We start from the raw sequence: 23339 nt of genomic DNA on the forward strand, positions 1-23339 counted from the left end.
TTTGCTTTCTACTGTAGGAGCGAGCTTGCTCGCGAAAAACCAGAGAGCGCTGCGTTAATCCATATGCGCTGCGTTATCGTTGACGTTTTTCGCGAGCGAGCTCGCTCCTACGGGTTCAACCAGCTCCAGGCTGATGTTGTTCTGCGCGTTGATCTTGCGATACAGCTCCGCATCCGTTTCCAAGACTTTTTCCCGTGCCGGGAAAATTTCCTGCAACTTGGCGGCCCATTCACCCGCGGCTTTGCTCGGGAAGCACTTCTCGATCAATTCCAGCATGATCGAAACGGTCACCGAAGCACCCGGGGATGCACCCAGCAGCGCGGCCAGCGAGCCGTCTTTGGCCGCGACCAGCTCGGTGCCAAATTGCAGCACGCCGCCTTTTTTCGGGTCTTTCTTGATGATCTGCACCCGTTGGCCGGCCACTTCCAGGCGCCAGTCTTCGGCTTTCGCCTCCGGGTAGAAGCGACGCAGGGATTCCAGGCGCTGCTCCATGGACTGGCGTACTTCGCTGACCAGATACTTGGTCAGGTCCATGTTGTCGCGGGCCACGGCGAGCATCGGGCCGATGTTGCCGGCGCGAATCGACATCGGCAGGTCGAGGAACGAGCCGTGCTTGAGGAACTTGGTTGTAAAGCCGGCGTATGGCCCGAACAGCAGGGATTTCTTGCCATCCACCACACGGGTGTCCAGGTGTGGCACGGACATCGGTGGCGAACCTACGGCAGCCTGGCTATAGACCTTGGCCTGGTGATGCTTGACCACTTCCGGGTTGTCGCAACGCAGCCATTGGCCGCTGACCGGGAAGCCGCCAAAGCCTTTGCTCTCCTCGATGCCCGAAGCTTGCAGCAGCGGCAGGGCCGCGCCACCGGCGCCGAGGAACACGAACTTGGCGTCCACTTCACGGCTGTTGCCGCTGTTGACGTCCTTGATGCTCACGGTCCAGCCCGCGCCGTTGCGCTTAAGGCCGGTCACGCGCTTGCAGTACTTGACCTGGGCGTCGGGCGAGCTGGTCAGGTGGCTGAGCAGTTGGTTGGTCAGTGCGCCGAAGTTGACGTCAGTGCCGTTCATGACACGGGTGGCCGCGATTTTTTCGTCGAGCGGGCGGCCCGGCATCATCAGCGGCATCCACTCGGCCATTTCGCTACGGTCTTCGGTGTAGTGCATGTCCGAAAACGCGTGGTGCTGGCTGAGGGTTTCAAAGCGTTTCTTGAGGAAGTCCACGCCTTTGTCGCCCTGCACGAAGCTCAGGTGCGGCACCGGGCTGATAAAGGACTTGGACGAGCCAAAGGTGCCCTTTTTGGTCAGGTACGCCCAGAACTGCTTCGACACCTCGAACTGAGTGTTGATGTGCACGGCTTTCTTGATGTCGATGGAGCCATCGGCGGCCTGGGGTGTGTAGTTCAGCTCACACAGCCCGGCGTGGCCGGTCCCGGCGTTGTTCCACGGGTTGGAACTTTCCGCGGCACCCGAATCCATCAGCTCAACGACTTCCAGCTTGAGGCCGGGGTCGAGCTCTTTGAGCAGTACGGCCAGGGTGGCACTCATGATGCCGGCCCCTACCAGTACTACGTCGACTGCTTCGTTATGCGCCATTTAACGCGTCTCCAAAATCTGCAGCACCAAATTGACGGCATGGCTGCCAGGAGTGACGGGGCGGTTCACGTGTTGCCCCAGGTTACCCATGGCCAGGATCGCCATGTCCGATTCGCAATTCTTTGCATGTTCAGCGCACGCTTCCTGCCGGGCTAATCTGCCTATGAACGCATTCATGGGCGCCTGTGGCAATTCGACTTATGGTCAAAGCGTGCGATTCGTGCAACCAATCCGTAGCGGACAGGCTCAAGCTCCGGTTTTTAAGGCGTGCTCGGTCCTGTGTGGTTGGGCTGTTCCAGACGCTGATGGTGCTTGTACAAACGCCAAACTATTCATTTGCTCGCCACACTCTTGTGAAGTTGTGAAAACCCGTTTTTTCACGCTCTTTTGAAGACGTGAACCTCAAAAAAGGGCTGCCCCAGCCTGGCACCTGGCCCCTAGCCGACACGCGGCAAAACGGGCAAACAACTCAAGTGGCCGAGCGCAATGGCAGCTCTGGCAGATTCGGTAAAGGCGGATGGTTTGCAAGGAAAACAGCAAGCACACCAGCTTCACTCGATCTGTGTGGGCGGCTCTCTGTGGGCGATTGTGGGGTTAGTGCCGAGGCATTAACGATGCTGCGAGGCCCGATCAGGAGACGTCCTTATAATCGGGGGGAGATTGTAGCGAAGAACGCCAGGGAAATGGGCGTGTTTTATGACTTTTATTAAGGATCTGGTCAGGAAGCCAGCGCGTGGCGTGGGTGCCCATGTGTCGACATCGAGTTCACCCGGGCGCTGGCCGGCAGCGGACGGTGCATCCAACCCAGATGGGTCTCCGCTACTTCCACCCAGCCCTCGCCGACCGGAGGCAGGCTGCACTGTTTGAACGCCAGGCAATGGCCGCGTGCGTCAAGCAAGGCATAGTGGCGATGACGGGCGTTTGGCATGAACAGCGATTTGAGAAGGCGCATGGCTTTGTACCTATGGTGTTACATGCTTGAAGGTTGCCAGTGTGTCATGACATTGGAATGACGAATTTATGCGAAGTTGTAATTTCAACGCGGCTTCAGCTCCCGTTCAGGATGGCTGGTGAGTGGCGTGCGTGCACCGTTATACTGCTGGCCTGTTTGCGCCTAGTCTTGGAGAAATGAGTATGTTGCAACGCCTGTTGTTCGGTTTGATCACTGTGACCAGTTTGACCCTGGTTGGCTGCGCCAACAGCCCGCAACAACTCAGTCCAGAGCCGAAAGTCACCTCGCAGCTGGCGCCTGTCGGGCACGGCCAGCCGGTGTCGGTGCGTGTGGTGGATGGCCGTCCATCGCCAACCCTCGGCTCGCGCGGTGGCCTGTACCCTGAGACCGCTTTGGTTTCTGTGAATGCCCAGGACGTACTGCCCAAGCTGCAGGCCCAGGCTGAAGCCGCCGTGCGTCTGCTGGGTTTCACCCCAAGCCCCAATGCGCCGGGTGCGCCGCAATTGACCATCACCCTGGCCGAGCTGAAGTACCAGTCGCCTAAAGACGGCCTGTACGTGACCGAAGCGTCCATCGGCGCGACCTTCAAGTCCGACGTCAGCGCCGGCACCCGTCGCTACAGCGGTCGCTACGGTGCGTCCCTGAACCAGCGCTTCGGCATGTCGCCGAACCAGGAAACCAACACCAAGCTGGTCAGCGACGTCCTCAGTGATGCGTTGACCCGCCTGTTCAAGGACCCAAGCATCGGTTCCTTGCTCAGCTCGCAATAACCGATTCAACAAAAAGCCGGGCCCAGTGATGAGCCCGGCTTTTTTTCGCCTCCAGTTTCACGCGGCGGTGTCGATACAGAAATCCAGCAGGCTCACCCCTGTCAGCAGATCGGTCTCCGGCAGGTCCGCGTGCTGGTGCCCGCCGAGGGCGCAATACACCAGCCAGTGGCGGTCCTGGACGTTGAAGGCCAGGCCGCCGACCAGTGCTTCTTGCTCATCACTTTGGGTGATCAGGTACAGCCGATCCTGGTTTTGCGCGTGCAGCATGACAAGCTCCTAAGCGTCGAAGGGCAACAGAGTGGCTTGTTAAGGTGACGTTCAGGTGACGGCGTAAATTACTGGATACATTAACCGTCAATGGGGGAGGGAGCATTTACGGCGCCGGAGGCCACTATCGTTCAGGTTTGTATCTGAACCGATACCAAAATACTGTTCTACCGAGGTTTGCGATGGCGCTGCCCGCATTATTGACCAATGTTGTTGCGTTAGCGGTGGCTTGCCCGGGCGCTGCGTTGCTGTTCATTACCCGCCTGCGCGAGCAGCGCGCAATGGCCGACCTGACCGCGCAGGGCGAAGACCGCGCGATCGACCAACCGATGTTGTTTCTGGATGTGCGCACCGAACGGGCGCATCGTCTGGCTTACCGCATCGGATTTGCCTGCCTTGGGCTGGCGCTGGCCATCTCCTGGCTCAGCACCCGCCTCTAAAACGCCACAACACAAATGATCAGTGTTTACAAAGGTATTCCGGCTTTAACTCGATACTGATTACGCACCGGCGTTGCATATTGCACCACCAGGAAGGGGCGGTGCTCGGCCGGGCACTCGTTCAAGCGTCGCTCCCACTCCGCCTTCGCCTTGGCCAGTTCGTCCGCCGGGAACACTTCGGCGGCGGTCGGCACCTGCAATTGCGGGTCGGCATCGCTCCACTGGGCGTAGGCTAGGTAATGCACCGGGAACAGTCGATAACCACCGAGAATCTGCCGGTCCATCTCTGCGGCCAGCAGCTTGGTGTCTTCGAAGCGCTCGGTGATCGGCGGCGCAAAGTTCACGTGCACCCGACCTTTGTAGCCGGTGATGCCCAGGGCAATGCTCACGTCATCCTCGCCCGGCGCCTTGCTGTAGGTACCGGTAGTAGCGCGGATGTACAGTTCGCGGGCCTTGGCTGAATCGCACGGGTCGTATTCGTAGCTGATGGACACCGGCGTCAGGTTCAGCGACTGGATTACCTCGGCAAACGGCTCATCCTTGCGGCTGACGTGGAACATCTTGAGGATCGCCGACTCGGTGCGATCATCCCCATCCTTGGCGCGGCCTTCAGCCTGGGCGATCCAGATCGATGCAACGTCGTTGCGGATCGAATGGTTGATGTACGCCGACAGCAACTGATACGCCGCCATCTTCTCTTTGCGCCCGGTGATCGAGCGGTGCACGATGAAACTCTTGTTCAGGCGCATCAGGTCGCTGACAAACGGCTTTTGCAGCAGGTTGTCGCCGATGGCGATACGTGGCGTCGGCAGGCCGGCGTGGTACACGGCGTAGTTGACGAAGGCCGGGTCCATCACGATATCGCGGTGGTTGGCCAGGAACAGGTAAGCCGTGCCGGACTTGAGTTGCTCGACGCCGGTGTAGGTCACGCCGTCGGTCGCCCGGTCGATGGTGTGGTCGACGTAGTACTCGACTTTGTCCTGGAGCGTGGCCACGGTGGTGACGCCGGCGAACTCACGGCGCAATTTGCGGGCGATCATCGGCTTGAGCAGCCAGCCCAGGGCGCCGGCAAAGCGCGGGAAGCGGAAGTGAGTCAGGATGTCCAGAAAGGCCTTGTCACTGAACAGACGTGCCAGCACTGCCGGGACTTCGCTGTCGTTGTAAGGTCGGATGGTATCGAATTCGCCCATCATGCTCTCTTGTTAGAAACGGCTAGGGTAAGTAAAGGAAATACCAGGGGGCGGACTGAGGAATGGCCCCAACCGAAAATAGCCCTGTCAATAGACCGGCGATTATACGCACAAGTCACCTTGGAGGCTGCGATGCTGGAAAACGCGACGTACGATTGTCCTTATTGTGGTGAAGTGGTCGAAACGACGGTGGATTTGTCTGGCGGTGACCAGACCTATATAGAAGACTGCCAAGTGTGTTGCCGGCCGATCATTTTCGATCTGCAGGTGCATGGGGAAGAGTGGATGCTCGAAACCCGAAGCGAAAACGAATAACGGGTACGCTGATGCTGCGAATCTACGAACCGGAAAACCTGATGGAAGGCGAGCTGCTGCAACAGATGCTCGCCAGCGAGGGCATCGAGGCGCACCTGGTGGGCCGGCATTTGCTCGGCGGCACTGGCGAGCTGCCGATCTTTGGTCTGTTGGGCCTGGAGGTGGAGAATGACCGGGCCATGCACGCCCGCGAGCTGATCACTGCCTATATCGGCGCACAACCGCTGCCCGGTGATGAACCTGACAGCTTCCCCGACGTGCTGGTCTGTTAGGCTGTCGGTCGGTTTACCCAAGAGTCGTGTTGCCCCATGTGTGGACGTTATGCCCTGTTTCGCTGGAACCCTGCCTTTGCTGCCTTGCCGGGCTTCCCGGCCGATCAGCAGGCCCAGTGGAATATTTCCCCGAATGATTCGGTGCTGATCCAGCGCGCCACCGACGGCGAGCGCACGCTGGCCCGCGCTCGCTGGGGTCTGACGCCGCCGTGGTTGACCGATCTTTCCCGCACGCCTGCCCATGCCCGCGCCGAAACCCTGGCCGAACAACCGATGTTCCGCGAAGCATTCCGTCAGCGTCGTTGCCTGCTGCCCGCCAATGGGTTCTACGAATGGCGCGGCACCCAGCGCAAACGCCCGTACTGGTTGACACCGGGGGAGGGCTCCACGTTGTTTTTCGCCGCGATCTGGGAAGCGTATCCAGTGCAGGAGCAGGTGTGGCTGAGTACGGCGGTGGTGACCCAGGCGGCGCAGGCCCAGCGTCGCCCGCTGATTCTGGATGAGGCCGGGCAGGCAGCCTGGCTCGATCCCGAGACGCCGTTGCATGTGTTGCAAGGCCTGCTGGCCAGTGAACCCGTCGCGTTGCGCGAGCGGGTCCTGGCCAACATGGTCAACGATCCCAAGCTCAATGGGCCGGAGTGTCTGACCCCGGCTTAGACCTTGAACTGATTGATCAGTCGGCGCTGCTGCTCCGCCAGCTTGGTCAAGTCCGCACTGGCCGCGCTGGATTCATCCGCGCCGCCTGCTACTTCATTGGCCACCTGGCCGATATTGATCACATTACGGTTGATGTCCTCGGCCACCGCGCTCTGTTCCTCGGCGGCACTGGCGATCTGGGTGTTCATGTCGTTGATCACCGACACTGCCTGAGTAATTGTCTCCAGCGCTTCAGCCGCCTTGGCCGCGTGTTGCACGCTTTCATCGGTGCGGTTCTGGCTGTCCTCCATCACCCGCACCACGTCCCGCGTGCCTTGTTGCAACTGCTGGATCATGGTCTGGATTTCTTCGGTAGCCTTCTGGGTCTTTTGCGCCAGGTTGCGCACTTCGTCGGCGACCACCGCAAAACCACGGCCTTGCTCCCCGGCCCGCGCCGCTTCGATGGCGGCATTGAGCGCGAGCAGATTGGTCTGTTCGGCAATCCCGCGAATCGCCGTGAGGATGGCGTTGATGTTCTCGCTGTCCTTGGCCAGTGTTTGCACCACGCCCACCGCCTTGCCGATTTCTGCCGCCAGTGCGCCGATGGAGGTCGAGGTGTCGCGCACGATGCGCATGCCTTGGCTTGCGGCCTGGTCGGCATGGCTGGCGGCTTGGGCGGCCTGGGTGGCGTTGCGCGCAACATCTTGCGCAGTCGCGGTCATCTCATGCACAGCGGTGGCGACCTGGTCGATTTCCACCATCTGTTTGTGCACGCCCTGGTTGGTGCGGATCGCAATGTCGGCAGTGTGCTCTGACGAATCGCTGACCTTCTGCACCGAACTCACCACCTGGGTAATCATGCCTTGCAGCTTGATCAGGAAGGTATTGAAGCCGCTGGCGATCGCGCCCAGTTCATCGGCGCGGTCGCTGGTCAGGCGCCGCGTCAGGTCACCTTCGCCCTGGGCGATGTCATTGAGCATCGCGACCATTTGTTTGAGTGGGCGGGCAATGCCGTGGCCGACCAGCCAGATCACCAGCAAGCCGATACCGGCGATCAACAAACCGGCGATGGTCATGCCGAAGATGTCAGTCTTGCGCTGGGCTTCCAGGTCGCTTTGCAGCTTCTGCGAATCGGCCATCACGGCGCTGAGGGGCAGTTGCAGCATCAAGGTCCAGCGCGCGTCGGCCTGGCCGATGTTGAACGGCAGGAACAGCTCGATGTGCCCGTGTTCCTTGTCGATGTCGTAGCGCACTTCGCCGACTTTCAACTGGCCGAGGTTGGCCAGTTCATTGCTGTCGAGCAGGTCGCTGGCCTTTTCGCCGAGCTTGCTGGCGTCCTTGGTGTAGGCCACCAGGCGACCGTTGCTGGAGATCAGCGCCAGTTCACCAGCACCGTTGTAGAGTTTTTGATCTGCGCTGGTGAGCATGTCCTGGATGAAGTTCACCGACAGGTCGGCACCAACGATGCCCTGGAAGGTGCCGTCGATCATGATCGGCTCGATGAACGAAGCCAGCATCACCATCGCGTTGCCCACTTTGTAAGGCGCCGGGTCGATGGCGCAGGCCTTTTTGTTTTCCTTGGAGCACAGGTAGTACTCACTGGCGCGCACGCCGGTGGAGAGGATGTTCTGGTCGTTGACGTCGGCGAGCTTGTCCAGGCCCAGGCTGCCATCGGCGTTGCGATACCACCACGGCAGGAAGCGGCCGTCGGCGGCCATGCCGATAATGGGGCTGTTCACGTAGGCTGCGTCGTTGTGATCGATCGCATTGGGCTCCCAGCCGATGTAGGCGCCGAGGATCTTCGGGTTGCGCACCACGGTTTCATGCAGCAGGTTGATCAGTTGCTCGCGGCCGACTTGCAGCGCCGGCTGGCCCTTGGCGTCTTTCATGCCGAGCAGGGCGTTGGCGGTGGCCAGGCTCTTGGCGGTCACCAAGGGCGCTTCCAGTTCGCGCTGGATCAAGGTGGCCTGGGTTTGCGCCAAGGCGGTCAGGCGCTGCTCGATGATCTGTTCGAATTGCACCTGGGTGCGATCCTGCACCATCTCTTGGGTCCGCGCTCCGGCAAACAAGGCGTACAGCACCAGCACCGCGACCACGCTCAGGACAATCGCCCCGGCCAGTGCCGCGACAGAAAATTGGATCGACTTGAATTTCATGAAGGCTCCGGGCACAGGGGAGAGAATCCGCCTTTTTGTATCGGCCACGGGCGCGCAGGGCATTAGGGGTTGTCCTGCAAAAATGTTTGGGGTGTCGCAAATGGAAAGCCCGTCGACGTTATTGGCGCCGTGGGATGTATCTGAAAATCAGCGGTTACACGTCTGGTGTATCTGGCGTCGATACAAACGAGCGCCTACGATACGCGCCATGTTTTAAGGGCGTGTTTTCAGGGAGAGGTTCATGAAGAAGTCATTGGCAGTTAGCGGCCTGGTTGCAGCGATGCTGCTGGCCGGGTGTCAGTCGGTCAACACCACCAGCGGCGGCGCCGTTGGGGTTGAGCGTAAGCAGTACATGTTCAGCATGCTGTCGAGCCAGGAAGTCGACCAGATGTATGCCCAGTCCTACCAGCAGACCCTGGGAGAGGCCAGCAGCAAGGGCCAACTGGACAAGACCAGCGCCAACGCCAAGCGCGTGCAGGCCATCGCCAACCGCTTGATCGCCCAGGCGCCGACCTTCCGTGCGGATGCCGCGCAGTGGAAGTGGGAAGTGAACCTGATCAAGAGCGACGAGATAAACGCCAACTGCGGGCCTGGCGGCAAGATCTTCGTGTACAGCGCATTGATCGATAACCTCAAGCTCACCGATGACGAACTGGCCGCCGTGATGGGTCATGAAATCGCCCACGCCTTGCGTGAACACGGCCGTGAAGCCATGTCCAAGGCCTACGGGATCGAGATGGCGAAGCAGGGCGCCGGTGCGTTGTTCGGCCTCGGCCAGGACAGCCTGGCATTGGCCGATACCGTGGCCAACTACGGCATGACCTTGCCCAACAGCCGCAGCAATGAAAACGAAGCGGACCTGATCGGCCTGGAGCTGTCGGCTCGTGCGGGCTACAACCCGAACGCTGCCATCACCTTGTGGAACAAGATGGCTAAAGCCTCGGAAGGTGCGCCGCCGGAGTTCATGAGTACTCACCCGGCCTCCGACAGCCGAATCGCCTCGTTGCAGGCGGCGATTCCGAAGGTGATGCCGCTGTACCAGCAGGCCAAGAAGTCCTGAGTTAACGCTGCCCCTTTGTAGGAGTCCGGCTTGGCGAATCGTCGCACCGCGGCGATAGCGCCCTGAAGATCGCTATCGCCGGCAAGCCGGGCTCCTACAAGGTGTGTGTTAGATCCAGCCGCTGCTCTGCATGGCCTTGTAAACCGCCACGATCGCCAGGATGAAGAACGCCGACGCCGCCAGTCGACGAATCAGCGTCAACGGCAGTTTCTCCGCTGCAAAATTCCCCGCCAAGACCACCGGCACGTTGGCAATCAGCATGCCCAGGGTCGTCCCGATAATCACCAGCCACAACTCCGGGTATTGCGCCGCCAGCATCACCGTGGCGATCTGCGTCTTGTCACCGATTTCCGCGAGGAAGAACGCGATCAGCGTGGTCAGGAACGGGCCGAATTTGCGCGTGGTACTGGCTTCATCATCGTCGAGTTTGTCCGGCACCAGGGTCCACAACGCCGTGGCGCAGAAGCTCGCCGCGAGGATCCAGTGCAACACCGCATCCGAGAAGAAACTGCCGAACCAGGCCCCAACGGCACCCGCGGCCGCATGGTTGGCCAGGGTCGCGGCGACGATGCCGGCGATGATCGGCCAGGGCTTGCGGAAACGGGCTGCAAGGATGAGCGCGAGCAGTTGTGTCTTGTCGCCGATTTCGGCCAAGGCAACGATTGCGGTAGGAACGAGTAATGAATCCAGCATCAGGTAGGTTTCCAGGGGCGGGTCGACACGGCTATGACACGTACAGCCTTCCCGCCCCGGGTAAGGTGTGCGTGTCATAGGTCTTGTCAAACCCCGGTCCGTCTGTGCGGACTCCTGGGTCGCATACGCCATGGTCTGCTGACCAAGTATGTTGACGTATGCCGGACGAGCGTGGCGCTCGTGGGAGACTACTCCCCTAGGACGGAGCGGATTCTGCCTAGGCAAAATCCATTCGGCAAGCCTTCTTTTTCAAACGCCCGTCAGCCGCGCTTGGCACGGTAGATGCGAAAACCATTGCCTTCGGCCTTGATCGCGCACACGCCCAGGTGCTCTTCGATCAGCGGCTGGTACTTCAGGAAGCTGTTGGCGACCAGGCGAAGTTCGCCACCTTTTGCCAGGTGTTTCGCCGCTTTTCGCAGCAGGTTCTCAGTGGCGAAATAATCGGTGTGCACGCCGACATGGAACGGCGGGTTGCTCAAAATCGCGTTCAAACCCATCGGTGCTGCGTCGATGCCATCACCGGTCAACACCTCGGCTTCCAGACCATTGGCAGCCAGGGTCAATCGACTGCTGGCGGCGGCGAAGGCATCGACGTCGAGCATCGTCACCGTGTTGTGCGGGTAGCGACGTTTGACCGCAGCCCCCAGCACCCCCGCGCCACAACCAAAGTCCAGCAGATGGCCGCTTGGCAGTTTGTCCAGATGTTCCAGCAGCAGTTCGGTGCCACGATCCAGGCGCCCGTGGCTGAACACGCCTGGCAGGCTCACCACTTTGAGCGGGCCCTCGGCCAGCGGCACCTCGAAGACCTGCGCGAGGCTCACCAGCTCGACGGCCTGCGGGGCGTTGGCCACGGTGATCTGCCACAACTGGCAATGCCGCGCACTGTCGAGCTTGCGCGGTTTACCGAAGGGGATCAGCTGTTTGGCGGCGCTTTCGATACCGGCTTTCTTCTCGCCGACCAAAAACAGCTCGGCGCCTGGCAAGCGCGAGGCCACGGCGTTAAGCAGGTAGTCGGTGAGGTCCTTGGACTTGGGCAGGAAGATCACCGCCGTATCAAACGCCCGGTCAGGCACGTTCACGCCAAACTGGCTGCGCTCAGGAAAACGTGCGTCGAGTGCCGCCTGATCGCCGGCATGCCAGCACCAGCCGTGGGCGTTGGGCAGGCGACCCAGCAGGTCGTCTGCAGGCAACCCCACCAACAGCAGGTTGCCTTGAAAAAGTTCGGCCTGACGAAGCAGTACTTCACTGCGCGGATCCATGGTCTGCTCCTTGAAAAGGGGCGCAGTTTATCAACTGACGACGCGCAGCGGGGCCCCGTTGAAAAAGCCCCGGGCGTTTTCCGCCAGTTGGCCGACGATGCGCTGGCGCGCTTCGCGACTGCCCCAGGCGTTGTGCGGGGTGACGATCAGTCGAGGGATATCACCGGCCAACAGTGGGTTGCCATTCACCGGCGGTTCCACGCTCAGTACATCGGTGGCCGCGCCGCCCAGATGGCCGCTGCGCAAGGCGTCCGCCAGGGCCTGTTCGTTGATCAAACCACCGCGCGCCGTGTTGACCACAAACGCGCCAGGCTTGAGCCGCGCCAATTCGCGCGCGCCGATAAAGTCGCGGGTGTGTTCGTTGAGCGGGCAGTGCAGGGTGAGTGCGTCCACCTGCGCCAGCAACTCATCCAGCGGCACGCGATCGGCACGGGCTGGGCGGCCCGGAATAGCGCCGAGCAGGACACGCATGCCGAACGCTTCAGCCAGTCGCGCGACGGCGCCGCCCAACTCACCATGGCCGAGCAGGCCGAGGGTCTTGCCTTCCAGCTCGACAATGGGGTGGTCCAGCAGGCAGAACTGCTTGGCCTCCTGCCACTTGCCGGCGCTGACGTCCCGTTGATAATCCTTCAAGCGCGTCGCCAGGTTGAGCAACAGCATGATCGTGTGCTGCGCCACCGATGGCGTGCCGTAGCCCTGGCAGTTGCTCACGGTGATGCCGTGGGCGCGGGCGGCGTCGAGGTCGACGTTATTGGTGCCGGTGGCCGACACCAGGATCAGCTTGAGGTCCGGGCAGGCCGCCAGGGTTTCGGTGTTGAGGGCGATTTTGTTGCTGATGACCACGTGGGCGCCTTTTACGCGTTCGATCACGTTCTGCGGCGTGGTGCCGGTAAACAACTGCAACTCGCTGAAGCTGTCTCGCAGCTCGCTGAGGTCGAGGTCCCCCAGGTCCAGGGACGGGTGATCAAGGAAGACGGCGCGGCGATTGTTCGTCATCAACTGTACCTTTTGCGACAGGGTTCGAAGGCGTAATCTCCCGAGCCTATCAGATGAAATAATCAGTTACTTAATTGGAGTGAGCATGTACGCCGCCGAATTTTTGACCGTAGCCCTGATTCACTTGTTGGCGGTGGCCAGCCCCGGCCCGGATTTCGCGGTGGTGGTGCGTGAGAGTGTCACCCACGGCCGTCGCGCCGGGACCTGGACTGCGCTGGGCGTCGGCTCGGCGATTTTCCTGCACGTAGGTTATTCGTTGCTCGGTATCGGCTTGATCGTGTCCCAGTCCATCGTGCTGTTCAACGCCCTGAAATGGGCGGCCGCCGCCTACCTGCTGTACATCGGCTTCAAAGCCCTGCGCGCGCAGCCGGCCAAGCCAGTCGCCGAAGGCGAGTTGCACCGCGAAGCGGGCGAGCGCACCCCACGTGGTGCGTTTACCGCAGGCTTTGTCACCAACGGCTTGAACCCCAAGGCCACGCTGTTCTTCCTGTCGTTGTTCACCGTGGTGATCAACCCCCATACACCGCTGGCGATCCAAGCCGGTTACGGCGTGTACCTGGCGGTGGCGACGGCGCTGTGGTTCTGTTTGGTGGCGATGCTGTTCAGCCAGCAGCGCGTGCGTGCCGGGTTTGCGCGGATGGGGCACTGGTTTGATCGGACCATGGGCGCGGTGTTGATTGCCATCGGCGTGAAACTGGCCTTCACCAGCATGAAATAGGCTGGATGCTGGCGCAAGGCTAGCATTCATTGGGGTCTGCAAATCATTCCTTTGGCTGATTTGGCTGAAACATATGCGCTCTACAGTGCAGTTCTTTCAGCCAAGACCATGCAGTCATAAAAGGGATTCGTATGTTGCAGACCCGTGTTATCCCGCCCGCCGAAGGTGCGTACCAATACCCGCTGTTGATCAAACGCCTGTTGATGTCCGGCACCCGCTATGAAAAGACCCGGGAAATCGTCTACCGCGACAAACTGCGCTACACCTACCCCACCCTGATCGAGCGCGTTGCGCGCCTGGCCAATGTGCTGACTGAAGCGGGCGTGAAGGCCGGTGATACCGTGGCGGTGATGGACTGGGACAGCCATCGTTACCTGGAATGCATGTTTGCCATCCCGATGATTGGCGCGGTGATCCACACCATCAACGTGCGCCTGTCGCCGGAACAGATCCTGTACACCATGAACCACGCCGAGGACCGCTTTGTGCTGGTCAACAGTGAGTTCGTGGGGCTGTACCAGGCGATTGCCGGGCAGTTGACCACGGTCGACAAGACCCTGCTGCTCACCGACGGTGAGTCCAAGACCGCCGAACTGCCCAACCTGGTGGGCGAGTACGAAACACTGCTGGCCGCCGCCAGCCCGAAGTATGACTTCCAGGACTTCGACGAACACTCCGTCGCCACCACCTTCTACACCACCGGCACCACCGGTAACCCCAAGGGCGTGTATTTCACCCACCGCCAGTTGGTACTGCACACCATGGGCGTGGCGACCATCATGGGCAGCGTCGACAGCGTGCGCCTGCTGGGCACCAACGATGTGTACATGCCGATCACGCCGATGTTCCATGTGCATGCGTGGGGCTTGCCGTACGTGGCGACCATGTTGGGCCTGAAGCAGGTCTATCCCGGCCGTTACGACCCGGAGTATCTGGTGGAGCTGTGGCGCAAGGAAAAGGTCACCTTCTCCCACTGCGTACCGACCATCCTGCAAATGGTGCTCAATGCCAAGGCGGCCCAGGACGTGGATTTCGGTGGCTGGAAAATCGTCATCGGTGGCAGTGCGCTTAACCGTTCGCTGTACGAAGCGTCCAAGGCCCGTGGCATTCAGTTGACCGCCGCGTACGGCATGTCCGAGACCGGGCCGCTGGTGTCCTGCGCCCACCTCAACGAAGAGTTGATGGCTGGCAGCGAGGATGAACGCACGACTTACCGCATCAAGGCTGGCGTGCCCGGGCCTTTGGTGGAAGCCGCGATCATTGATGGCGACGGCAACTTCCTGCCGGCCGACGGTGAGTCCCAAGGTGAGCTGGTGCTGCGCGCGCCATGGCTCAGCGAAGGGTATTTCAATGAGCCGCAAAAAGGCGCCGAGCTGTGGGAAGGCGGCTGGATGCACACCGGCGACGTGGCCACGCTGGATGCCTTCGGCGTGATCGACATCCGCGACCGGATCAAGGATGTGATCAAGACCGGCGGCGAGTGGATCTCCTCCCTGGCCCTTGAAGACCTGGTCAGCCGCCACCCGGCGGTACGCGAAGTAGCGGTGGTGGGCATCGCCGATCCGCAGTGGGGCGAGCGTCCGTTTGCGTTGCTGGTGGTGCGTGATGGCCATGTGATAGGGGCCCGAGAGCTCAAGGAGCACCTCAAGCCGTTCGTGGAACTGGGCCACTTGAGCAAGTGGGCGATTCCGAGCCAGATTGCCGTTGTTACTGAAATTCCCAAGACCAGTGTCGGCAAGCTCGACAAAAAACGTATCCGTATCGACATCATCGAATGGCAGGCCAATAACAGCACGTTCCTGTCCACCCTTTGACGCCCCTCGCCGTGCCCGTTCGGGCACGGCAATGCTCTATCTGGCGCCTTTACTTGTGATTTGCCAATTTTCAGCCATCCTTGCCGCGTCGGCCTTCGTCGACGTGGCGAAAGGGTCGTGGCAGACGGGTTGGTGATGCAAATCACACTTTAGAGGGATCAAGCACTACCCCCCGCTGGCTATAGTCCCTTCCAGAGTTTTTCAAGGATGTTCCGCTTCGGGCCATGGGGGCTCGGCTGCCGAGCGGCATTGGAATCGTTGTATTCCGGCCGTTACATGCATCACAGAAAGAACTCACTGCCATAACAATAATGCACATGGAGTAGCGTCGATGACCTCAGTAAACCAGTTCTGGCGCCGGGCAAGACTGCCCCTGGCCGTCAGTCTCGCTTCTACGCTCGCCGGGCCCGCATTCGGCGTCAGTTTCAACATTGGTGAAATCGAAGGGAGTTTTGACTCGTCGCTTTCCGTGGGGGCGAGCTGGTCGACAGCCAAGCCCAACAAGGACCTGATCGGCGCCAACAATGGCGGTCGTGGCCTGTCCCAGACTTCCGACGACGGCCACCTTAACTTCAAGCGCGGCGAGACCTTTTCGAAGATCTTCAAGGGCATCCATGATTTGGAACTGAAGTACGGAGACACCGGTGTTTTTGTACGAGGCAAGTACTGGTATGACTTTGAGCTAAAGGACGAAAGTCGCCCCTTCAAGGACATCAGTGACAACAACCGTAAAGAAGGCGCCAAGTCCTCTGGCGGGCAGATTCTCGATGCGTTCATCTACCACAACTATTCCATTGCCGATCAGCCCGGTAACGTGCGATTCGGTAAGCAAGTAGTGAGCTGGGGTGAAAGTACCTTCATCGGCGGCGGCATCAACTCCATCAACCCGATCGATGTATCGGCGTTCCGTCGTCCGGGTGCAGAAGTCAAAGAGGGTTTGATTCCGGTCAACATGTTCTATGTGTCGCAAACGCTGACGGATAATTTGTCGGCGGAGGCGTTTTATCAGTTGGAGTGGGACCAGACGGTAACGGATAACTGCGGAACGTTCTTCTCCCAGCCCGATATTATTTCAGATGGCTGCACCGATAACCTGCGTGTATTGAACAAGCGTTCTCGAATTAACCCCGCAGCTTATCCGACCCTCAACAGCTTTGGTGTTGATGTAAACGAAGAAGGGGTAAAGGTTGCTCGTGGCGGTGACAGGGATGCCCGGGACAGCGGGCAGTTCGGCGTTGCCTTCCATTACAACTATGAGCCGTTGGACACGGAGTTCGGCGCTTACTTCATGAATTACCATAGTCGGGCACCTATCTTCAGTGCTCGCGGCGCCTCCCAGTCCCTCTATAACCTGCTCAATAACCCAGGCGCGCCCGCGGCGTTACGGCAATTGGCGCCTGTGATAATCGCCGGAAACTCCCAGTATTTTGTCGAGTATCCAGAAGATATTCGTTTGTATGGCTTGAGCTTCTCCACCACCCTGCCTACCGGCACTGCGTGGAGTGGTGAGGTGAGTTATCGTCCGAATGCTCCGGTGCAACTGAACTCGACGGATATTCTATTTGCCGGTGTCACACCGTTGAACGGTTATTCCAATGCCTCTGTGCTCAAAGGCGTTCCAGGACAGGATCTCAATGGTTATCGGCGTAAGGAAATTACCCAGCTACAAACAACATTCACGCATTTCTTTGATCAGGTCATGGGGGCAAGCCGCCTGACGACGGTGGGCGAAATCGGCGTCACACATGTGGGCGGACTGGAAAGCAAGTCCAAGACTCGTTATGGCCGCGACCCGGTTTTCGGCCCTGGTAGTCTGCCTGCCGGTTTCTGCAATGGCCTCAACGCCTCGACCGCCGCAGGTGCCGGTGTGCCCGTTGCGGACCTGAACACTAACTGCAACAACGACGGTTTCACCACCTCCACCTCCTGGGGCTACCGCGCCCGTGCCATTTGGGAATATCCGGACGTCTTCGCCGGTGTGAACCTGAAGCCCAACGTCGCGTGGTCCCATGACGTCAGCGGTTATTCGCCAGGCCCTGGCGGTAACTTCGAAGAAGGTCGCAAGGCGGTCAGCCTGGGCCTGGATGCCGAGTACCAGAACACCTACACCGCCAGCCTGGCCTACACCAACTTCTTTGGTGGCAAGTTCAGTACGGTGGATGACCGCGACTTCGTCGCTTTGAGCTTCGGCGCCAACTTCTAAGCACACTGCATTTCAGGAAGACCAGAACATGAAAATAACCAAAAGTCTGTTGCACGTGGGTGTGCTTGGGCTGTCGATCCTGGCGAGCAACGTCATGGCGGCAGTGTCGGCGGATGAAGCCGCCAAGCTGGGCACGACCCTAACCCCGATGGGCGCCGAAATGGGCGGCAACGCCGCAGGCACCATTCCTAAATGGTCGCCGCTGCCCACCAACGCAGGCGCTGTTGACGCCCGTGGGTTCCTGGCCAACCCATACGCCAGTGAACAACCGCAATTCACCATCACTGCGGCGAACGTCGAGCAGTACAAGGACAAGCTGGCGCCGGGGCAGTACGCGATGTTCAAGCGCTACCCGGAAACCTTCAAGATGCCGGTTTACCCGACCCATCGCGGTGCCACCGTGCCGGCCGATGTGTTTGCGTCCATCAAGAAAAACGCCACCAACACCAACCTGGTGTCTGGCGGCAACGGCCTGGAAAACTTCGAAACCGCCGTGCCGTTCCCGATCCCGAAAAGCGGTGTTGAGGTGATCTGGAACCACATCACTCGCTATCGCGGCGGCAGCGTAACCCGTTTGGTAACCCAGGCTACGCCGCAAACCAACGGTTCCTACAGCCTGGTGTATTTCCGTGACCAGTTTGTGTTCCGCGACAAAATGAAAGACTACGACCCGAAAAATCCGGGCAACGTGCTGTTCTACTTCAAGCAGCAAGTGACTGCGCCGGCACGTCTGGCCGGTGGTGTACTGCTGGTGCACGAAACCCTGGATCAGGTGAAGGAGCCGCGTTCGGCCTGGGTCTACAACGCCGGCCAGCGCCGTGTGCGCCGGGCGCCGCAAGTGTCCTATGACGGACCGGGCACCGCAGCCGACGGCCTGCGTACCTCCGACAACCTCGACATGTACAACGGTGCACCGGATCGCTACGACTGGAAGCTGGACGGCAAGAAAGAAATCTACATCGCCTCCAACAGCTACAAGATCGACGATCCGAAGCTCAAGTACGCCGATATCATCAAGGCCGGCCACATCAACCAGGACCTGACGCGTTACGAGCTGCGCCGCGTCTGGCACGTGGTCGCCACCTTGAAGGAAGGCCAGCGCCACATCTACGCCAAGCGTGACTTCTTCATCGACGAAGACACCTGGCAAGCGGCAGTGATCGACCACTACGACGGTCGTGGTCAGCTCTGGCGCGTGGCTGAGGCCCATGCCGAGAACTACTACGACAAGCAAGTGCCGTGGTACGCCCTGGAAACCCTCTACGACCTGCAGTCCGGCCGCTACCTGGCGCTGGGCATGAAGAACGAAGAGAAGCAGGCGTATGACTTTGGCTTCACCGCCACCACCAGCGACTTCACCCCGGCGGCCTTGCGCCAGGATGGTGTTCGCTAACCCGCGTTAACCGAGGCCGCATCCTCGCAAAGAAGCCCCGACCGGTTCGGGGCTTTTTTGTGCGCGTATTTTTTTGTCGCAGTTCTTTTTCAGGCAAATGTTGCAAAGATCTACAAACCGGCGGCTTTTACCGCTAGTCTGCGGACATCTGCAATGCCGACAACAGCCTTCTACAAGAGCCCGGCGATGACTGATCTGTCCCGAATCCAAGGGCCTGCCAGTGCGGTAATCCCGACCCTGGAAGGTCGCTTCTACAGGCCACCTCTGCCTGACGGCTATGTGCTGCGTCCGCGCCTGTGCGAACGCCTGAGCGCCGGGCTGGAAGGGCGGTTGCTGCTGGTCAGCGCACCGGCTGGGTTTGGCAAGAGTTCGTTGGCGGTGGAGTTCTGCCAGAGCTTGCCGGCCCATTGGCAAAGCCTGTGGCTGGGCCTCAGCCCACGGGATAACGACCCCGGGCGTTTCCTTGAACGCCTGCTCGACGGTTTGCAGCAATTCTTCCCGCAACTCGGCGCCCAATCCCTGGGCCTGCTGAAAATGCGCCAGCGTCATCAACCCTTTGCCTTTGAAGAATGGCTTGATGGCCTGCTCGACGAGCTGGCTGTGCACCTGTCCGCCCGTGCGCCGCTGTTGCTGGTGCTGGATGATTACCATCTGGCCCAGGGGCCGGTGCTCGACCGTTGCCTGCAGTTTTTCCTCAATCATTTGCCTGATGGTTTGGTGGTGCTGGTCACCAGCCGTCAGCGTCCGGACTGGCATCTGGCGCGGCTGCGGCTGTCACGTCATCTGCTGGAACTGCACGAACAGGATTTGCGCCTGACGCACGACGAATCACTGGCCGTACTGGATCGCCACAGCAGTTCCTTGCGCGGTGAAGCGCTCGACAACCTGATCCGCCGCAGTGAAGGCTGGGTCGCCGGCCTGCGCTTCTGGTTGCTGGCCGCCTCCGAGGCCGGCAGCGACGGCGCCTTGCCGCAAAGCCTGCACGGCGGCGAAGGGCTGATCCGCGATTACCTGCTGGAAGAGGTCATCGACTGCCTGCCGACCGAAGTGCAGGCGTTTTTGTACGACACCGCCCCTCAGGACCGATTTTGCAGCGAACTTTGCGATGCGGTGCGTGAAGCCCACGACAGTGCCGAAATCCTGCGTTACCTGCAGGCGCACCAAGTATTCCTGGTGCCGCTTGACGAGCAGGGGCATTGGTACCGTTATCACCATCTTTTTTCGGACTTGCTGCGCACGCGGCGTGCCAGCAGCAACGTGCTGCCGGCGGCCAGCCTGCACCTGCGCGCGTGTCGCTGGTTCAATGCCCAGGGGTTGATCGACGAGGCGGTGGAGCAGGCGTTGCGCGCCGGTCACCTGGATGTGGCGGCCAACCTGGTACAGAACCTGTCTGAAGAGCAACTGCTGGCCGAGCAGAATGTGGGCATGTTGCTGCGCTGGAAAATGGACTTGCCCGACAGCTTGCTGATCAGCACCCCGCGCTTGATCGTGCTCTACAGCTGGGCCTTGGGCCTGGCCTGCCAACTGGATGCGGCGGAAGAACTGTCCAGCTACCTCAGTCGCTTTTTGCCGGCGCCGTCGGCCACTGCGCAAAAGTCGATGTTGGCCCAGTGGCTGGCGTTGAGCGGGATCATCGCCCGTGGTCGGGGCAATCGTGAACTGACTCAGCGCTATTGCAGCGAAGCGCTGGAAAGCTTGCCGCAACGGCGTTACGGCCAGCGGTTGATGTGCTTGTCGACCCTGTCCAACCTGGCCATTGTCGATGCCGACCTGTGGCGTGCACGTGGCTTGAACCGCGAATCCCTGGAGCTGGCGCAGCGCGTCGGCAACCCCTTGTTCGAAGCCCTTGCCCATTACGACCGTGCGCGAGTATTGCAGGCGCGCGGTGAAATCCTGCGCTCCCTGGATGAAGTGCGCCAAGGCTTGCAACGTCTGCACGGCTTGGCACCGCAGCGCTTGTATGCGGTGCGTGCGCGGTTATCGCTTTATGAGGGTTTTCTGCTGCTGGTGCGCCTCCAGCCCGAAGCCGGGCTCGTCCGTTTGCGCGCCGGTCTTGCTGAAGCCAGGGCTTGCCGCGACATCAGTGTGCTGATCGGCCATTGCGTGATCGCCAATTTCGAAGGGCGCCGTGGCGATTTTGCCAAAGCCTTCGCCGAGCTGGCCGAGGCCGAGCGGTTGATGCATATCTGGGACGTGCCGCCAATCTACTACCTGGCAATGATCACCCTGATCAAGTGCGAGCTGTGGCTGGCCCAGGGCCGCACCGACTTGGCTGACGCCTGGTTGACGCGCCTGGGGCAAACCTACAATGGCGAAAACGCCGCCGCCGCGCCGGAGTTCCACCCACACTTGCCGCAGCATATCGGGCTGCAACAGGCTGCGTTGGACGCGACTCGCCATCAACCTGCTGCAGCGTTGCAGCGCCTTGAAGAACTGGCGCAACAGGCGCACAACAGCGGGCGTCAGATGATCGCGCTGATGGCCCTGACCCAGCGGGTGCAACTGCTGCTGGAGGACGGCCAGGAGGCCAAGGCGCGCCCGGTGTTTGCCAAGGCCCTGGAGGCCGGCATGGGTGGCGCGCTGCAACCCTTCCAGCGTTTGCTGGAGACTCATCCAGACTGGATGCGTGAGCAGCTTGCCAAAGATCCCCATGGACTGCTGAATCAGAGCCTGCTGGCGTTGTTGCCGTCGGTCGTGGTGGTGGAGGTCGTTTCAACCCATGAGACGTTGAGCACGCGGGAGCTGGCGGTGTTGCAATTGATTGCTCAGGGGTGTTCCAACCAAGAGATCAGCAACCGGTTGTTTATCTCCCTGCACACGGTCAAGACACACGCGAGCCACATCAACAGCAAGCTGGGTGTGGAGCGGCGTACCCAGGCGGTGGCTAGGGCTCAAGAGCTGAGGTTGATCGGCTAGGAGGGGCCCAGTCTGTTTTAATGGTGCAATTATTCTGGCGATACCTGCCCGGAATCGACATTTCACTTGCACGACAGGACCCTGAATGGAAACCGCCAAGCCGACCCTCATCCGCGAAACTTTTCCCGTCGGCCCCCTGCAGTGCAACTGCACCATCATCGGCGACCCCATCAGCAAAAAGGCCATCGTGGTCGATCCGGGCGGTAATCATGAGCTGATCCTGGCGCGGCTTGATGCCTTGGGACTGAAGGTGGTGAGCATCATCCACACCCATGCTCATCTTGATCACTTCCTGGCGTCCGGCCAGTTGAAGGAGAAGACCGGTGCCACCTTGCACCTGCACAAAGAAGATCAATTCCTTTGGGACAATCTCGAAATGCAATGCCAGATGTTTCGCGTGCCCTATACCCCTGTGCCTTCGCCGGACCGTTGGTTGGAACATGATGAAGAGTTGGCCTGCGGTTGTGGTGTGGCGTTGCACACGCCCGGCCATACGCCGGGGTCGATGAGCTTCTGGTTTGCCGATGCCAAGTTGCTGATTGCTGGTGATACGCTGTTCCGCCGAGGCATAGGGCGTACAGATTTGTGGGGCGGTGACCAGGCTACGATTGTGCGCTCTATCAAGCAGCGGCTGTACACCCTGGACGAGGGTGCGACGGTGGTGACCGGGCACGGGCCGGATACCCGGCTGGGCGATGAAATGCGTGAGAACCCTTTTGTGCGGGCGTGAAGGAATAATTGCCGGGCTGAACGCGTTCTATAACAGGCAAACCTTGTAGCAAAAACTCAGGTCGTGTTCAGCGCGCGTCTGCTACGGTTTCTGTAGCCACGGAATTTTTACCGTTTGTCGCGTTCCAAACTCGGCACAGGTCCATTGCCAATGTCCTTTGCACCATAGAATGCAAAAGTAGGAGCTCCCTTCATGTTCACTTCGCGTCGTCTGCTTGTTGTCGCTACCGCCGTAGCCTTGTTGTCCGGCTGCGCATCACCTAACCCTTATGACGGCAGCAGCCAGGGACAGGCGAGTAATGAATCAGGCGGTATGAGCAAGACCGCCAAGTACGGCGGCCTGGGTGCCCTGGCCGGTGCACTGGCGGGTGCGGCCATCGATCACAACAACCGTGGCAAGGGCGCACTGATCGGTGGTGCGATTGCCGGTCTCGGCGCTGCGGGCTACGGCTACTACGCCGACCAACAGGAAAAGAAGCTGCGTGAAAGCATGGCCAATACCGGTGTTGAAGTTCAGCGCCAGGGCGATCAGATCAAGCTGATCATGCCAGGCAACATCACCTTCGCTACCAACTCGGACGCGATCTCCAGCAGCTTCTACCAGCCGCTGAACAACCTGGCCAACTCGCTCAAGCAATTCAACCAGAACACTATCCAGATCGTCGGCTACACCGACAGCACCGGTAGCCGCCAGTTGAACATGGACCTGTCCCAGCGTCGTGCGCAGAGCGTGGCCAACTACCTGACCTCGCAAGGTGTCAGCCCGACCAACCTGAGCGCTCGCGGTGCCGGCCCGGATAACCCGATTGCCAGCAACGCCGACGTCAACGGCCGTGCCCAGAACCGTCGCGTAGAAGTCAACCTCGGCCCGATCCCAGGCCAGCAGTATGGCCAGCCAGGTGCCCAGCAACAGGCGCCACAACAAAACAACCAGTTCCAGGGCAATCCGTATTCGCAGTACCAGTAA

21 protein-coding genes, 1 pseudogene and 1 riboswitch are annotated in these 23339 nt (G+C 60.3%); of the genes and pseudogenes, 13 read left to right on the forward strand and 9 right to left on the reverse strand.

What is annotated here, in order from left to right; all coding sequences use genetic code 11:
- Nucleotides 1-54: 54 nt before the first annotated feature.
- Nucleotides 55-1593 (reverse strand): malate dehydrogenase (quinone), encoded by a 1539-nt coding sequence (mqo, locus tag CI807_RS11425; RefSeq protein WP_095014733.1) that lies wholly within the window; start codon nt 1591-1593, stop codon nt 55-57.
- Nucleotides 1594-2311: 718 nt separating this feature from the next.
- Nucleotides 2312-2545: a hypothetical protein gene (locus CI807_RS11430; protein ID WP_016978309.1), complete on the reverse strand. Its 234-nt coding sequence runs from the start codon at nt 2543-2545 to the stop codon at nt 2312-2314.
- Between the two features lie 182 nt (nt 2546-2727).
- On the opposite strand from CI807_RS11430, the gene CI807_RS11435 reads away from it, so the two are divergent.
- Nucleotides 2728-3315, forward strand: a complete 588-nt coding sequence (locus tag CI807_RS11435; RefSeq protein ID WP_016978308.1) for a YajG family lipoprotein — start codon at nt 2728-2730, stop codon at nt 3313-3315.
- A gap of 57 nt (nt 3316-3372) precedes the next feature.
- Here the strand turns inward: CI807_RS11435 and CI807_RS11440 are convergent, their stop codons facing one another.
- Nucleotides 3373-3582: a hypothetical protein gene (locus tag CI807_RS11440; protein ID WP_016978307.1), complete on the reverse strand. Its 210-nt coding sequence runs from the start codon at nt 3580-3582 to the stop codon at nt 3373-3375.
- Nucleotides 3583-3764: 182 nt separating this feature from the next.
- Here CI807_RS11440 and CI807_RS11445 point away from each other — a divergent pair, with 182 nt between their 5' ends.
- On the forward strand, nt 3765-4022 hold the full coding sequence (locus tag CI807_RS11445) for a hypothetical protein (RefSeq protein ID WP_095014734.1): 258 nt from the start codon (nt 3765-3767) through the stop codon (nt 4020-4022).
- Between the two features lie 26 nt (nt 4023-4048).
- On the opposite strand, the gene CI807_RS11450 is transcribed toward CI807_RS11445, so the two are convergent.
- Nucleotides 4049-5212, reverse strand: coding sequence for a 1-acyl-sn-glycerol-3-phosphate acyltransferase (locus tag CI807_RS11450; RefSeq protein ID WP_025999883.1), 1164 nt, complete (start codon nt 5210-5212; stop codon nt 4049-4051).
- Nucleotides 5213-5344: 132 nt separating this feature from the next.
- Between CI807_RS11450 and CI807_RS11455 the strand changes: the two genes are divergently transcribed.
- From CI807_RS11455 to CI807_RS11465, 3 genes are read left to right on the forward strand one after another with little or no spacing between them, the layout of a single operon-like run.
- Complete coding sequence (locus tag CI807_RS11455) at nt 5345-5527, forward strand: CPXCG motif-containing cysteine-rich protein (protein WP_010213079.1); 183 nt, start codon at nt 5345-5347, stop codon at nt 5525-5527.
- Between the two features lie 11 nt (nt 5528-5538).
- A complete protein-coding gene (locus CI807_RS11460) occupies nt 5539-5799 on the forward strand; it encodes a putative signal transducing protein (RefSeq protein ID WP_095014735.1) in 261 nt (86 codons plus the stop codon).
- Nucleotides 5800-5835: 36 nt separating this feature from the next.
- Entirely contained in the window at nt 5836-6456 is a 621-nt protein-coding gene (locus CI807_RS11465) for an SOS response-associated peptidase (RefSeq protein ID WP_095014736.1), read from the forward strand.
- On the opposite strand, the gene CI807_RS32095 is transcribed toward CI807_RS11465, so the two are convergent.
- Entirely contained in the window at nt 6453-7295 is an 843-nt protein-coding gene (locus CI807_RS32095) for a methyl-accepting chemotaxis protein (RefSeq protein ID WP_371858004.1), read from the reverse strand. The two genes, CI807_RS11465 and CI807_RS32095, sit on opposite strands and share 4 nt — an antisense overlap.
- A gap of 15 nt (nt 7296-7310) precedes the next feature.
- A pseudogene (locus CI807_RS32100) lies at nt 7311-8654 on the reverse strand (HAMP domain-containing protein); the annotation flags it as partial.
- Nucleotides 8655-8832: 178 nt separating this feature from the next.
- On the opposite strand from CI807_RS32100, the gene CI807_RS11475 reads away from it, so the two are divergent.
- Nucleotides 8833-9651 carry a M48 family metallopeptidase gene (locus CI807_RS11475; protein WP_095014738.1) on the forward strand — a complete coding sequence of 273 codons (819 nt, stop codon included), beginning with the start codon at nt 8833-8835 and terminating at the stop codon, nt 9649-9651.
- A 108-nt stretch (nt 9652-9759) separates the two neighbouring features.
- Here CI807_RS11475 and CI807_RS11480 read toward each other — a convergent pair whose 3' ends face one another.
- The 3 genes from CI807_RS11480 to CI807_RS11490 form a co-directional block, all read right to left on the reverse strand.
- Nucleotides 9760-10344, reverse strand: coding sequence for a TMEM165/GDT1 family protein (locus tag CI807_RS11480; RefSeq protein WP_016978300.1), 585 nt, complete (start codon nt 10342-10344; stop codon nt 9760-9762).
- 89 nt (nt 10345-10433) lie between these two features.
- Nucleotides 10434-10553, reverse strand: a riboswitch (yybP-ykoY riboswitch).
- Between the two features lie 51 nt (nt 10554-10604).
- Complete coding sequence (locus CI807_RS11485) at nt 10605-11603, reverse strand: class I SAM-dependent methyltransferase (RefSeq protein ID WP_095014739.1); 999 nt, start codon at nt 11601-11603, stop codon at nt 10605-10607.
- Between the two features lie 30 nt (nt 11604-11633).
- A complete protein-coding gene (locus tag CI807_RS11490; RefSeq protein ID WP_095014740.1) occupies nt 11634-12599 on the reverse strand; it encodes a 2-hydroxyacid dehydrogenase in 966 nt (321 codons plus the stop codon).
- Between the two features lie 85 nt (nt 12600-12684).
- Here CI807_RS11490 and CI807_RS11495 point away from each other — a divergent pair, with 85 nt between their 5' ends.
- The 7 genes from CI807_RS11495 to CI807_RS11525 all read left to right on the forward strand — a co-directional run bounded on the left by CI807_RS11495 (nt 12685) and on the right by CI807_RS11525 (nt 23339).
- The gene (locus CI807_RS11495) at nt 12685-13317 is read left to right on the forward strand and encodes a LysE family translocator (protein ID WP_016978297.1); all 633 of its coding nucleotides are present in this window, start codon (nt 12685-12687) and stop codon (nt 13315-13317) included.
- 131 nt (nt 13318-13448) lie between these two features.
- Complete coding sequence (locus CI807_RS11500; protein ID WP_033899435.1) at nt 13449-15131, forward strand: fatty acid--CoA ligase; 1683 nt, start codon at nt 13449-13451, stop codon at nt 15129-15131.
- A 331-nt stretch (nt 15132-15462) separates the two neighbouring features.
- The gene (locus CI807_RS11505; RefSeq protein WP_095014741.1) at nt 15463-17334 is read left to right on the forward strand and encodes a DUF1302 domain-containing protein; all 1872 of its coding nucleotides are present in this window, start codon (nt 15463-15465) and stop codon (nt 17332-17334) included.
- 28 nt (nt 17335-17362) lie between these two features.
- Entirely contained in the window at nt 17363-18727 is a 1365-nt protein-coding gene (locus CI807_RS11510) for a DUF1329 domain-containing protein (protein WP_095014742.1), read from the forward strand.
- Between the two features lie 186 nt (nt 18728-18913).
- Nucleotides 18914-21643 carry a LuxR C-terminal-related transcriptional regulator gene (locus CI807_RS11515; RefSeq protein WP_095014743.1) on the forward strand — a complete coding sequence of 910 codons (2730 nt, stop codon included), beginning with the start codon at nt 18914-18916 and terminating at the stop codon, nt 21641-21643.
- An 85-nt stretch (nt 21644-21728) separates the two neighbouring features.
- The gene (locus tag CI807_RS11520; RefSeq protein ID WP_033899442.1) at nt 21729-22373 is read left to right on the forward strand and encodes an MBL fold metallo-hydrolase; all 645 of its coding nucleotides are present in this window, start codon (nt 21729-21731) and stop codon (nt 22371-22373) included.
- A 192-nt stretch (nt 22374-22565) separates the two neighbouring features.
- Nucleotides 22566-23339 (forward strand): OmpA family protein, encoded by a 774-nt coding sequence (locus CI807_RS11525; protein WP_095014744.1) that lies wholly within the window; start codon nt 22566-22568, stop codon nt 23337-23339.

Origin of the sequence: Pseudomonas sp. NS1(2017) (assembly GCF_002269425.1) — a bacterium.
GTDB lineage: Bacteria > Pseudomonadota > Gammaproteobacteria > Pseudomonadales > Pseudomonadaceae > Aquipseudomonas > Aquipseudomonas reactans.